At 60.1% G+C, this 12,793-nt stretch carries 15 protein-coding genes; 12 read left to right on the top strand and 3 right to left on the bottom strand.

Annotated elements, in window-relative coordinates:
* Window positions 1-70 precede the first annotated feature (70 nt).
* Entirely contained in the window at window positions 71-364 is a 294-nt protein-coding gene (locus AB4N41_RS19340) for a hypothetical protein (protein ID WP_252877898.1), read from the top strand.
* A gap of 64 nt (window positions 365-428) precedes the next feature.
* On the opposite strand, the gene AB4N41_RS19345 is transcribed toward AB4N41_RS19340, so the two are convergent.
* On the bottom strand, window positions 429-1,388 hold the full coding sequence (locus AB4N41_RS19345) for an EamA family transporter (protein WP_041480569.1): 960 nt from the start codon (window positions 1,386-1,388) through the stop codon (window positions 429-431).
* Between the two features lie 167 nt (window positions 1,389-1,555).
* Window positions 1,556-2,482: a LysR family transcriptional regulator gene (locus AB4N41_RS19350; protein WP_095179622.1), complete on the bottom strand. Its 927-nt coding sequence runs from the start codon at window positions 2,480-2,482 to the stop codon at window positions 1,556-1,558.
* Window positions 2,483-2,594: 112 nt separating this feature from the next.
* Between AB4N41_RS19350 and AB4N41_RS19355 the strand changes: the two genes are divergently transcribed.
* The 8 genes from AB4N41_RS19355 (at window position 2,595) to AB4N41_RS19390 (ending at window position 8,502) form a co-directional block, all read left to right on the top strand.
* Window positions 2,595-3,347 carry a 3-oxoacyl-ACP reductase family protein gene (locus tag AB4N41_RS19355; protein WP_041480567.1) on the top strand — a complete coding sequence of 251 codons (753 nt, stop codon included), beginning with the start codon at window positions 2,595-2,597 and terminating at the stop codon, window positions 3,345-3,347.
* Between the two features lie 7 nt (window positions 3,348-3,354).
* On the top strand, window positions 3,355-3,951 hold the full coding sequence (locus AB4N41_RS19360; RefSeq protein ID WP_252878170.1) for an NADPH-dependent F420 reductase: 597 nt from the start codon (window positions 3,355-3,357) through the stop codon (window positions 3,949-3,951).
* 49 nt (window positions 3,952-4,000) lie between these two features.
* Window positions 4,001-4,399, top strand: coding sequence for a nuclear transport factor 2 family protein (locus AB4N41_RS19365; RefSeq protein WP_252877899.1), 399 nt, complete (start codon window positions 4,001-4,003; stop codon window positions 4,397-4,399).
* 107 nt (window positions 4,400-4,506) lie between these two features.
* Entirely contained in the window at window positions 4,507-4,809 is a 303-nt protein-coding gene (locus AB4N41_RS19370; protein ID WP_024012559.1) for an ArsR/SmtB family transcription factor, read from the top strand.
* 62 nt (window positions 4,810-4,871) lie between these two features.
* A complete protein-coding gene (locus tag AB4N41_RS19375; protein ID WP_252877900.1) occupies window positions 4,872-5,846 on the top strand; it encodes a zinc-dependent alcohol dehydrogenase family protein in 975 nt (324 codons plus the stop codon).
* Between the two features lie 28 nt (window positions 5,847-5,874).
* Complete coding sequence (locus AB4N41_RS19380) at window positions 5,875-6,216, top strand: antibiotic biosynthesis monooxygenase family protein (protein ID WP_150635651.1); 342 nt, start codon at window positions 5,875-5,877, stop codon at window positions 6,214-6,216.
* Window positions 6,217-6,380: 164 nt separating this feature from the next.
* Window positions 6,381-7,082: a DUF695 domain-containing protein gene (locus AB4N41_RS19385; RefSeq protein ID WP_252877901.1), complete on the top strand. Its 702-nt coding sequence runs from the start codon at window positions 6,381-6,383 to the stop codon at window positions 7,080-7,082.
* 274 nt (window positions 7,083-7,356) lie between these two features.
* Window positions 7,357-8,502 (top strand): sensor histidine kinase, encoded by a 1,146-nt coding sequence (locus AB4N41_RS19390; RefSeq protein ID WP_252869247.1) that lies wholly within the window; start codon window positions 7,357-7,359, stop codon window positions 8,500-8,502.
* Between the two features lie 39 nt (window positions 8,503-8,541).
* Here the strand turns inward: AB4N41_RS19390 and AB4N41_RS19395 are convergent, their stop codons facing one another.
* Entirely contained in the window at window positions 8,542-10,398 is a 1,857-nt protein-coding gene (locus AB4N41_RS19395; RefSeq protein WP_236169182.1) for an ABC transporter ATP-binding protein, read from the bottom strand.
* 298 nt (window positions 10,399-10,696) lie between these two features.
* On the opposite strand from AB4N41_RS19395, the gene AB4N41_RS19400 reads away from it, so the two are divergent.
* The 3 genes from AB4N41_RS19400 to AB4N41_RS19410 are packed head-to-tail and all read left to right on the top strand — an operon-like array spanning window position 10,697 to window position 12,584.
* Complete coding sequence (locus AB4N41_RS19400) at window positions 10,697-11,347, top strand: hypothetical protein (protein ID WP_406228832.1); 651 nt, start codon at window positions 10,697-10,699, stop codon at window positions 11,345-11,347.
* Window positions 11,347-11,775 carry a phage holin family protein gene (locus tag AB4N41_RS19405; protein ID WP_052392217.1) on the top strand — a complete coding sequence of 143 codons (429 nt, stop codon included), beginning with the start codon at window positions 11,347-11,349 and terminating at the stop codon, window positions 11,773-11,775. Before AB4N41_RS19400 ends, AB4N41_RS19405 begins: the two co-directional genes overlap by 1 nt.
* Window positions 11,772-12,584, top strand: a complete 813-nt coding sequence (locus tag AB4N41_RS19410) for a DUF3618 domain-containing protein (protein ID WP_460137907.1) — start codon at window positions 11,772-11,774, stop codon at window positions 12,582-12,584. Before AB4N41_RS19405 ends, AB4N41_RS19410 begins: the two co-directional genes overlap by 4 nt.
* Window positions 12,585-12,793 lie beyond the last annotated feature (209 nt).

The raw sequence follows: 12,793 nt of genomic DNA on the forward strand, positions 1-12,793 counted from the left end.
TGGAGCAGCATCTACTTTTCAGGCGCCAGACCGTTTCAATTTCGCTGGGTCGAATTAGCGGGGCGGCGTCTTGAGAATAGAAAAGGTCGACCGTTTCGATGATGTCGACTACGACGCAGGCTATGAGTATCGAGGTTTCAATTACCTGATTCTGGATGGTGTCGATGAGTTTCTCGTAAGAACTTACGATGATCAACCCGGTGGTGCGATGGTTTTGCACCCTACTGATATGGCCGCAAGCACCAGGCTCAGAACCTTGGTGGGATTCTTACAAACAGAGCTGGAGGCAACTGCTATTTATCTCTACAAGGGTGAAATAGGAAGCTATGTCCAGGTAGACCTCGAGAGCCTGCAATTCTGCTGATCCGGTATCGAGCCGGGGGCGATAAGCAGGACTCGCCAACCAAGGGTCCCGCCACCACACCCCCTCAAACCTCAGCCTTCACCCCAACCTTCACCGCCGCTTTGCGATACGTCAGCAAAACAATCCCGCTCACCACAATCACGCCACCGATGATCTGTCCTCTGCTGAGCATCTGATCCAGCACAATCCAGCCCATCAACAACGTCGCCAATGGCTCAATGTTCATGACCGGTGCGTTGCGTGGCATGTCCAGCCTGGGTACGGAAATGAACAACACAATGAAGCCGGTCCCATAGAGCACGACGAGCGTGGCAAGGGCCAGCCAGCCGGTTGAGGTGGCGGGGAGGTTGAGTCCGCCGGGGAGGGCGCCGGTCAGGCCGGCCAGGTTGACGCTGCTGAAGACGATGAAGATGGTCAGCAGGCTGCGCACCGAGCCGCGCACTTGCGACAGTTTGTGGTCGGTGATCCACAGCGCGCAGGCGAATACGCTGGCGGCGCAGAAGGCGAGTGCGACGCCCAGTAGCCATTCCGGGCCGACGCTGGCGCTGTCTGACAGACGTCCGGGGACGTCCAGTACGAACACCAATCCCATGAGAATCAAGCCCATCAACATCGCGGTGCGCGCGCTTGGTCGTGGGCCGCCCAGCGCCCAGGTCAGCAAGGCGAGCAGGATCGGAAACACGTTGGCCACCAGCAGGGCCAAAGCGACCGGGACCCGCGCGACAGCGGAGTACAGACATAGGCTCTGCGCGGTGATCAACAGCCCCAACAGTAATTGCCAACGCCAAGCGCCCGCCGGCAGACGCAGACTTTGCCGCTGCCACAGGACGAGAATGGCCAGCACCAGCAAGGTCCCGCCCGAGCGCATCAGAATCGCCAGCAACACGCCCGCGCCATCATCAAAAGCGACCCGTGCCGCGACGTGGTTGCCGGCGAACGCACAACCCATGCACAACAGAATGATCACGGCGAGATAACGGGGGAAGGGCGGCGGTACGGTTGGCGCAAACTCAGGACGGGACATGGCAGATCTCAAAAATGATAGCCACTCGGGGTGGCTCAGGTTTTATTATGTTGTCGTACAACTGCCAGATTTGTACCGTAATCGAGCGGGGCCGGCAAGCTTGAAAGGCTTGTAAAATCGCTTGGTTGTGGTGCTGCTTAGATCTTAGAGGTCGTATAACTTGCTCGTTAAACCCGAGCATCGAGTCGAATTGCCCACCCATCCTCTCGAGCCTGACCGACCAGAAAATCCACAAAAGCCCGGGTTTTTGCTGGCAATAGTTTCTGGCTGGAAAAGTACAAATAGATCTGCCCTGCATCGACATACCAATCGGGCAAAACCCTTTCCAGCGTACCGTCCTGCAGATACGGCAGCACATCCGGAACCGCCAACAGCGCAACCCCTAATCCCAAGCGCGCGCACTGACACAGCGCCTGCGGATCGTTGACCAACAGGCGCGGCGTCAACTCGAGGGGCGCTCGTTGCCCGTCGGGGCCTTGCAGCATCCAGCTACGCACCTTGCCGGTCTGCACCGAGCGCATGGCCAGGTGATTCAGCGTCGACAGCTCTTCAATGCGCTGGACGCGCGGGCGCCCCGACAGATACTCCCGCGAGGCCACCAGAATCAGATGCGCCGGGGCGATGGCTCTGGCGACCACACCTTGCGCGAGTTCGATGCCGCCGCCGATAGCCGCATCAAAGCCGTCCGCGATGAGATCGACTTGGCGATTGTCGACATGCCATTCGGGGATCACGGCGGGATATCGATTGAGAAATTCCGGCATCAGCGGCAGCAGGAAATCCCTGGCAAAACCCGGTGCCGCACTTAGACGCAGGGTGCCGGAAGGCTCTCCGGCATTGCCGGCCACATCGGCGATCGCCGCTTGAACACTTTCCAGTCCTGAACCGACATTGGCCAGAAAGCGTTCTCCCGCTTCGGTCAGCGTGAGTTTGCGCGTGCTGCGCTGAAACAAGCGTACGCCGAGGTTAGCCTCCAATTGCGCGACATTGCGGCTGACCGCCGCGGGTGTCAGGCCCAGGCGGCGCCCCGCCGCAGAGAAGCTTCCTGCCTCGGCGCTGCGCACGAATGAGAGCAAATTACCCAACGTTTCCATCCGCGCACCTTCAACTAATGATTGAAAGTGATTCTAGTTGTCTTCCACTACTGGTGGAAGATCAAAAAGCGTCTCATAGCCTCATCAACTTCAACCACCCAGAGGCTCGACCATGAACACATCCACGCTTCCACTGACCGGCAAAATCGCCATCGTTACCGGTGGCTCACGCAGCATCGGCGCAGCCATCGCCAAACGGCTCGCGGCAGATGGCGCAACCGTCGCTATCACCTACAACGCATCGCCAGATCGCGCCGCAGCGGTCGTGCAGGAAATCGTTGCGGCGGGCGGCCAGGCTGTGGCGCTGGCGGCCGATGCGGGCAATCCCGAGGCTGTACGTGCAGCGATTGCCGAGGTTGCACAGCGTTTTGGCAAGATCGACATTCTGGTGAACAACGCTGGTATCAGCCTGCTCGGTGCCCCCGAGGACATCGCCTTTGAGGACTTTCAACGCATCCTTGCGGTGAACGTGACCGGCGTCTTCGTCGCCACTCAGCAAGCGCTCAAACACATGGGGCAGGGCGGCCGCATCATTCACATCGGCAGCTCGATGGTGCAATACGCTGCGTTCGCTACCGCCTCCGTCTACACCCTGAGCAAAGGTGCGCTGACCGGTTTCAGTCGTGGACTGGTGCGCGATCTGGGGCCGCGCGGCATCACTGTGAACACAGTCCATCCTGGCCCGACCGACAGCGACATGAACCCGGCCGACGGGCCTATTGCGGACTTCCTACGCCCGAACATCGCCATGGGGCGGTACGGCGAGGGCAAGGATGTTGCCAGCGCGGTGGCGTACCTGGCCAGTGCAGAGGCAGGGTTTGTCACCGGCGCAGAATTAATCGTCGACGGCGGCTTCACAGCGTAAGGAGAGCATCATGATTATCAGCATCATTGGTACTGGCTCCATCGGCACCGCCATCGCTCGGTTGCTCGTCAACGCAGGCCTGCCGGTCAGCCTGGCCAACAGCCGCGGGCCGCAGAGCCTTGCCGCTTTGGTCGACGAATTGGGTCCACTCGCACAAGCGGTGACCGCTCAGCAAGCCAGCCAGGCAGACATCGTTTTTCTGGCGGTGAACTGGTCGAAAATCCCCGACGCGGTAAGCGATCTCGGGCCTTGGGATGGACGTATCGTGATCGATGCCAACAACCCGATCGAGGCACCACTGTTCAAACCGTTCGATCTGGGCGGCCAGCCGTCTTCGCAAGTGGTGGCGCAGATGCTGCCCGGTGCGCACGTGGTCAAGGCCTTCAACCATTTGCTCGCGGCTCTGCTGAGCGATCCCTCCGCCGAGGGCGGCAAGCGTGTGCTGTTTTATTCCGGTGAAGATGCCGCGAGCAAAACCAAGGTTGCAGAGCTGATTGATCAATTGGGTTTTTACGGCATCGATCTCGGCGGTGTGCAGCAGGGAATGCTTGCGCAGTTTCCGGGCGGACCGCTGCCAGCCTTGAACCTGGTCAAACATGGTTAATCGCTGAGCCCGGGCAACCGGGCTTCACACACAAATCGAGGAATCAAAAATGGCTGGCTCAGATTCGCGAAATACTGATGAAGTTGAAAACTACGACGCCTTGCTACGGGCCAATCTGCAGCGCGTGTTCAACGAGCGCGATGCACAGAAGCGCATTGCAGCGGTGCAGGAGCTTTTTGCAGACGCACCGACGATGTATGAACCGGCTGGCATCGTCACCGGGCAAGCGGCGATTTCGGCAGTGGCCGGTGCGTTGCTGGATCAGTTCGGGCCGGACTTCGCTTTTGTTGCGGAGGGCACTGCAGTTGGGCATCACGGCTTGGGTTATCTGCGCTGGCACGCAGGCCCGGGCGATGGGCCGGTCATCGTCAGCGGCGTCGATGTGGCAGAAATCAGCGAAGGGAAAATCGTGCGACTGTGGGTGTTGCTGGATGCGCCCCAAGGCTGAGCTGTCCGGCAGGGCGGCAGATCGGGTTCCATTGCCGCCTGTCGCCGACTGTCAATCAGATCGATATCCCGCATTGACATATCGAAGAATCTCGATATCCTCGGCGAATGGAACTGATCGAAATCTTCAAAGCCCTCTCGAACCCGACGCGCCTCAAGATCCTTGAAGGCCTGAAGGATCCCGTGAAGAACTTCCCCCCGCAGGATGAGGGTGACGTTCTTGTTGAGGGTGTCTGCGTCAGCAGTATCCAGGAAGGTATCGGCCTGTCGCAGTCGACGGTATCGAGTTATCTGGCCACGTTGCAGCGGGTGGGGCTGGTGGAGGTGCGGCGCATCGGTCAATGGACCTACTACAAACGCAATGAGGCAGCAATCAGCGCGCTTGCAGAGATCATAGGGAAAGAGCTGTAAATTTTTTTACTACAGGATATCGAGAATTCTCGATATCCCTCTTTATCGATACGAGGTTTTCCATGAAAGCGATGATTTTGAAATCCTTCGGCGGCCCTGATTCGTTCGAACTCAACGATGTGCCCAAACCGGTTCCGCAAGCGGGCCAAGTGCTGGTCCGAGTGCACGCTACTTCCATCAATCCGCTGGATTATCAGGTTCGGCGCGGTGACTATCCCGACCTGGTGCCGCTGCCAGCCATTACCGGTCACGACGTGTCGGGCGTGGTTGAAGCCATCGGGCCGGGCGTCAGCGCTTTCGCGCCGGGCGACGAGGTCTGGTACACCCCGCAGATATTCGACGGGCAGGGCAGTTATGCCGAGTACCACGTCGCAGCCGAAAGCATCATCGCCAGGAAGCCTGCTTCTCTGAGCCACCTCGAGGCGGCCAGTCTGAGTCTGGTCGGCGGTACGGTTTGGGAAGCGCTGACCGTGCGCGCCGTGCTCCGCGTTGGCGAAAGCATTCTGATCCACGGCGGCGCCGGCGGGGTCGGCCATGTGGCGATTCAGGTGGCCAAAGCCATGGGCGCCAGAGTGTTCACCACCGTGCGCGAGGCCAACGCCGAGTTCGTCCGCAGCCTGGGTGCCGACGTGGTGATCGATTACACCCAAGAGGACTACGTCGAAGCGATCATGCGCGAAACCGCCGGGCATGGCGTTGATGTGGTGTTCGACACCATCGGCGGCGATACCCTGTCCCGCAGCGCCGACGTGCTCGCTCAGCTTGGCCGCGTGGTCTCGATCGTCGACATCGCGCAGCCACAAAACCTCGTCCAGGCCTGGGGCAAGAACGCCAGCTACCACTTCGTCTTCACCCGCCAGAATCGCGGCAAGCTCGATGAATTGAGCGCGTTGGTCGAGCGCGGCCAGTTGCGGCCACATGTGGGCGCCGTCTATTCGCTCGCCGACATCCCGCTCGCCCACGCTCGACTGGAGAGCGCCAACAACGGTCTGCTGGGAAAAATCGCCATCGCCGTCGAGCCTACGCTCATCGTCTGAATCCGCTCACTGATTTTGGAGAAGCATCATGGTTTATGAAATCGCAGTCCTGCCCGTTCACCCGCAACAGACTGAAGCCTTTCGACGGGCATTTGCCGAAGTCGAACCGTTGCTGACCCGCGCCAAGGGATACGGCGGCCACTTGCTGGCGCAAGGTATTGAAACTCCCGAGCAGTTCAATCTGATCGTGCGCTGGCAGTCACTTGAGGATCACTCGCCGGGGTTTGAGCAGAGTGAAGACCACCAGCGGTTCATGCTGGGGTTGGAGGATTATTTTTCCGCAGAGCCGAGCGTGTATCACATTGAGGGTGGTGCTTTTCCGGGGGGCGACTTTGGCGTATCGGACAGCGGAGCCAGCGTAGGCCTCTGAGTGAGTATGTGGCTGTTCGTCAGAAGCGGCTGTGGCTGGTCGAGCACTGCTTGTGATGAATTGCCACATTAATTCCGCCTCGGCCTGTTCATGGAGCAGGGGTGGCAGGCAAAATGCGCCGTTTTCCATATGTCTCGTACTGCAACTCATCCAAGGAAGGCCACTTGAAAGTCATTCCCCACGCTTCCCTGCGCCCTGAAATCTGGCCAGCCGTTGTTTTATTGGTGCTGGCAAGCCTGATCACGTCCGGCTGCACGCGCTCCCATTCTCCAAAATTGGTGGAGCGCGATCCGTGTCTGGATGCCGGTCCAGCGCATACAACGGCCTACAACAAATGCGTGAGCGAGCGGGAAGAGCGCCGCGCTGAAGCGCTCAGAATACTGCTCAGTGATGATCCTGCTGACAATCCGCAACGGCAAGTGGCCGTGACAGGCGACAGCGATTTCCAACCGTCTGATTTTCCTGACGACCCAATGCCAGCGAGTTTTCGCATGCCTTCCGACCTGAATCTCAAGGATACCCGGGCATTTCCTTACAAGGCTCGCATCAGCTGGAAATACGTGTCGGATCGCTTCCTGCCGAGTTCAAAGGAATCCGCGCGGATGATGCGGGTAGACCGCCTGATTAAGGCGGCCGTAACGGCGGATGGGTTCGCAAAGTGGGGGTGCACGGTCACCGGCGGAAAGCGTCAGGTGTGGGTTTTCTACACCCTGGACGACGCGGCCTTTGTCAGCCGTGTGCAGGCAGCTCTGGCGCAGACCGGGCCCTATCCGATCGAGTTCAGCAGCCGTAAACAGACGGATGTGAATGCTGAGGTGCCGAACACCGAGCAAACTCGACTGACGCCCAAGCGATGCCTGGAGTGAAGACTCTCAACGGATAACCTCTTCAAACGGACTTCTCTCATCGCAAGGAGTCCGTAGCCGTAGTCGCTTCAGAGGCGTTCGTTGCGGGCGCAGCGATCATCTCATGCCGACCGCAACCTCTTCAGCATACCGATTTTCCTCCGACGTTAGCCCAGCGCTTTGGTGGTAGGCTGCATCCCCTCAGCCGTACTTTCTGTACTCCTGAATTTCCCTTTCCGAAATCTGCGCCGGCTCAGTTGCTGGCGTTGATGGATTTCCCCTGCGGACTACAGCCATGCGCCTGCCAGATTTCATTCTCGAAAACCTAGAGCCGATACTGCAGGCCTGGGAAGATTTCGCCCGCACCATCGAGACACCAGGTGCGGAACTCGATAACGTCGCACTGCGCGATCACGCCGAGCAGATGTTGCGCGCCATCGTTATCGATCTGCGTAGCAAGCAGACCATCAGCGAGCAAATCGCCAAGGCCCAGGGTCATGCGCCGCGCGACGATGAAGAAACGGCTGCGGAAACCCACGCGGTGACGCGGCTGATGGCCGGTTTCACCATCGATCAGATGGTTTCCGAATACCGCGCGCTGCGCACCAGTGTGCTGAGCCAGTGGCTGCGTCAGGTCAAGGATGGCAAATCGGTGAATGTCGACGACATGACGCGCTTCCACGAAGCCATCGATCAGGCGCTCGCCGAGTCGATTGCCAGCTACTCGCGCGCCGTCGAGGCGTCGCGCAACGTGTTTCTGGGGATTCTCGGCCATGACTTGCGCACGCCACTGGGGGCGATTCTGCTTGGTGCGGATATGTTGCGTCGTACCGAAGCCACCGACCCGCGCACCAGCAAAGTGGCCAGGCAGATCTACGCCAGCGTGCAGCGCGCCAGCCAGATCGTTGGCGACCTGCTGGATCTGACGCGCTGCCAGATGGGGCCGGGTATTCCGGTGAAAAAATCCCTGATCGATCTCAGCCCTGTGTGCGAACGGGTGATCGAGGAAATCCGCGCCTTTCATCCGCAGGCCAACGTGCGGTTCGATGCAAAGGAAGCGGTGATGGGAGCGTTCGATGGCGCGAGGATGGAACAGGTCTTTTCCAACATCATCAGCAATGCGGTGACCCACGGCGACAATAAGTTTCCGGTCTCGGTCGAGTTGCAGGTCCGCGAGGATTGCGCGGTGTTCACCGTACATAACGGCGGTGAACCGATCCCGGAGGATGTATTGCCGTTCATCTTCAACCCGATGGGGCGGTTCTCGCAGCGCTCCGTGGTTGATCACGGGCCGGTTGCCGGGCTCGGTCTGGGCCTGTTCATCGCCTCGGAAATCGTCGCCTCGCATGCCGGCTCGATCGAGGTCAGCTCTGACCTGGAAGGCGGAACCGTGTTTCGCGTAAAGCTTCCGGTTAATGCAGAAAGCCCCGTCACCATCTAGGCCAATCGATGGAGGGCCGGCCCCGGCCCTCCAGCCTGATCACTCCTCCATCACCTCAACCAAACCGCGATCCTCACCGAGGAACCCGCCGCTCTGGTGTTGCCACAGCCGCGCATAGGTGCCGTTCTTCTCGAGCAATTGCGCGTGGGTGCCTTGCTCGATGATGCGGCCTTCGTCCATGACGATCAGCCGGTCCATCGCCGCAATGGTCGACAAGCGGTGGGCGATGGCGATCACGGTTTTGCCCTGCATCATTTCATCGAGGCTTTCCTGGATCGCCACTTCGACTTCCGAGTCCAGTGCGCTGGTGGCTTCGTCGAGCAACAGGATCGGTGCGTTCTTCAGCATCACCCGGGCGATGGCGATGCGTTGGCGCTGGCCGCCGGAGAGCTTGATACCGCGTTCGCCGACCAGCGTGTCGTAGCCGCTGTGGCCCTGTTTGTCGCTCAACTGGCTGATGAAACCATCGGCTTGGGCGTTCACCGCAGCGCGGTGGATGTCTTCGTCGGTGGCGTCCGGGCGTCCGTAGGCGATGTTGTCGCGGATCGAGCGGTGCAGCAGTGACGTGTCCTGGGTGACCATGCCGATCACGCTGCGCAGACTGTCCTGAGTCACCTCGGCGATGTTCTGCCCATCGATGCGGATCTCGCCGCGATCAACGTCGTAGAAGCGCAGCAGTAGGTTGATCAGCGTCGATTTACCTGCACCGGAGCGGCCGACCAGGCCGATTTTTTCGCCGGGGCGAATGTGCAGGGTCAAGCCGTCGAGCACCTGGCGTTCGCCGTTGTAGTTGAAGCTGACATTGTCGAAAACCACTTCGCCGCCGGCCGGCTCCAGCACTTTGGCATCCGGCGCGTCCTGGACTTTCGGGCCGCTGGTCAGGGTGGCCATGCCGTCCTGCACGGTGCCGATGTTTTCGAACAGCGACGTCATCTGCCACATGATCCAGTGCGACATGCCGTTGATGCGCAACGCCATGGCGGTGATCGCCGCAACAGCGCCGGTGCCGACTTCGCCCTGATGCCACAGCCACAGCGCGTAACCGCCGGCACCGATAATCAACGCGACCACCAGCGCCTGATTGACGATCTCGAACTGGCTGACCAGACGCATCTGGCGGAACCCGGTGAGCTTGAAATCTTCCATCGCCGCACGGGCAAAATGCGCTTCACGCTTGGAGTGAGAGAACAGTTTGACCGTGGTGATGTTGGTGTAGGCGTCGGCAATCCGCCCGGTCATCGACGAGCGCGCATCGGCCTGTTCCTGGCCGACCTTGCCCAGACGCGGGACGAAATACACCATCGCCAGCCCGAACAAAACGATCCACGCCAGGAACGGCAGCATCAACTTCAATGCAAAGCCACCAGCCAGCGCAATGATCGCGATGAAGTACACGCCAATGCCGGGGAGAATTTCGATCAAGGTGAACAACACCTCGCGCACCGACAACGCAGTCTGCATGACCTTGGTCGTGACCCGGCCGGAGAACTCGTCGGAGAAGAACGACAGACTTTGCCGCAGCATCAACCGGTGAAAGTCCCAGCGCAGGCGCAGCGGCAGATTGATCGCGAGGATCTGGTGCTGGACCATCGTGCGTAGCGCCACCAGCCCGATGCTGACTACCAGCACAATGCCGATGCCCCACAACACGCGGCTTTCCTCGTCACCAGCAGCGCCGCCAGATTGCCAGGTCGAGAGCAGATCCACCACTTGCCCGAGGAACGAAAACAGCCATGCCTCGTAGATCGACACGCTGGCGCTGAGCAGGGCGAAGGCCAGGATGTAACCGCGCGCGCCCCGGGTGCAGGCCCACAGAAATCGCATCAGGCCGACTGGCGGTGGCGGCGCCTCGTCGGGCGGGAAGGGGTCGAGCCTTTCTTCAAACAGGCGAAGCATTGCGGTCTCCGAAGTGATCAGGGTGTGGGGATTCTGCCATCTATCGGCGGCGTTGAGGGTTTCACTGCCATCATCTGGATGAACCCCCGTGCCTTGTCTTGACCGCAGACCGGCGCAGAAGCTCAACACAATCCTGCCAAGCGCAACCTTTCGTCGCTGATCCAGACCTGATGCTGCACGCTCATCAACCTGTTTGAACTCTCGCGCAAGCTGCTCCGTCATCTCCTATGTGGGGGCTCGAGGCAATGTTGCCGTGTAGCTCCGTTTTTACGTTTTCAGTGAGAAGGCGAGGGGCGACATGAATACTTCAGACAGCAGGTCAGGGTATGAATCAGGTGATCCCAACGGCAAGCCTGAGCAAAGTTTTGATCATTTGAAGGACAACGTCAGCGAAGCACTGGGCGGTGCGCGGCAGCAGGCCGATGCGCAATTCGGCCAGTATCGCGACACGGCGGCCGAGCAGATCGAAGCCTTGGCGCAAGGGGCGAAAAGCTTTGTCTCGGAACTCCAGGACAAGGACACGCTGGGTATGTCCGACTACCTGACCGACATGGCGGATTCCATGACCGGGCTGGCAGGCAATCTGCGCGGCAAGAGTGCCGAGCAGTTGCTGCATGATGCGGCGGATCTGGCGCGCAGCAATCCGGGATTGTTCATCGCCGGCAGCATTGCCATCGGTTTCGGCCTGTCGCGGTTTCTCAAAGCAGGCACCTCTGCAGCAGCGACGGTCAGTGCCGAACACGATCCAGCGGCGGGCTCCACCTCGACGCCACCGCCAGCCGATTACGGCGCGCAGCGGCCCTATGAATCGTCAGTGCCGCCATCGGCCCACGCCAATCCGGGACTGGCCACCGACATCACCCCGACCTCGCCCAGTGACAGCGATCACCCCGCTGATTTTGCCGCGGCTTCCGTACCGCACGCACCCGACGCCAAAGGAGAACTGTGATGAACAGAGATGAATCTGATCTGAGCGGGGCAAGGCCCCTCGGCCAAACGGATGACGCCTCCGTGGTCGGCCTGTTGCGACAACTGTCGCGCGAGGTACCGGCCTTGTTCACCAAGGAACTGGCACTGGCAAAAGCCGAACTGCACAACAGCCTCAGCACGCTGAAAGCGGGCATCGCTGCGGTGGCCGGCGGCGCGATCGTGTTCCTCGCCGGCTTCATCATTCTGTTGATGTCGGCGGTGTACGGCCTGAGCATGTTCATGGCGCCATGGTTGGCCGCGCTGATCGTCGGCGTGGTGGTGATGATCATCGGCTTCGCCATGCTGCAATCCGGGAAAAAGCAATTCGAGCCATCTCACTTCAAACCTGATCGCACCCTCGACGCCTTGAACAAGGATCAGGAAGCGCTGCGGAGGAAAGTCTCATGAAAAGCGAACTGGATATCGAAGCGGAAAAAAGCCCGGAGCAGATCGAGCGCGAAATCGATGCGCAGCGCGCCAGCATCGGCAACATCGTCGATCAACTGGAGAGCAAGTTCACCCCCGGGCAGATGATCGATCAGGCCTGGGGGATGATGCAGAGCAACGGCTCGACGTTCTTCACCAATCTCGGCACCAGCGTGCGCAATAATCCGGTGCCAGCGGTGCTGAGTTCCGTGGGCCTGCTCTGGCTGATGATCAGCCAGAATCGCCCACCGGTGCCGCAGCCGACCTATCGCAGCGGGCCGGATCAGGACAAGGCCGGCGAGTGGGCCGACGGTCTGGCCGACGGCATCGACAGTGCCCGCGCGCATTTGCACTCGACCTCGGATTCGCTGAAGGACGGCTACCAGTCGCTGAAAGGCAAGGCCAGCCACCTTGGTGAAAACGTCGGTGCGGCGAAGGAAAACCTGAGCCATGCGATGCATGACGCCGGTGACCGGTTGTCGCGCAATTCGCAGGTGCTTGGCCAGCAGTTCAGTCACCTGCTCAAGGAGCAACCGCTGATGGTGGCTGCCGCTGGGGTCGCTTTGGGTGCCTTGCTCGGCGCGGCGTTGCCGACCACCTCCACTGAACAGCGCTACATGGGCCGCACCAGCGCTGGCATGGTCGACAAAGCCAAGCAAAAAGCTCAGGAAGGGTATGAAACCGTGCGTGACACCGTGACCCGAACCACTGAACAAACCGAAGTCGAAACCAAACCGGAACCGGCGCGGCCGTCTTCTTCGGATCTGTCGCAGGGTCTGGGTACATCCTGACGGTGAGAAACAAGAGAGGCCTGTAATGGGCCTCCCTTCGTCGTTGTGCGGCGGTAATTCGGTGTGCCGCTGTGGTGAGCCAGCCTGTAAAAACGTAGCCTTGCCCCGGATCATTGTGGGAGCGAGCCTGCTCGCGAAAGCGGTGTGTCATTCAACGTGGATGTATCTGATCTGGCGCCTTCGCGAGCAGGCTCGCTCCCACAGGGATT

The organism is Pseudomonas sp. S2_A10 (assembly GCF_054668465.1).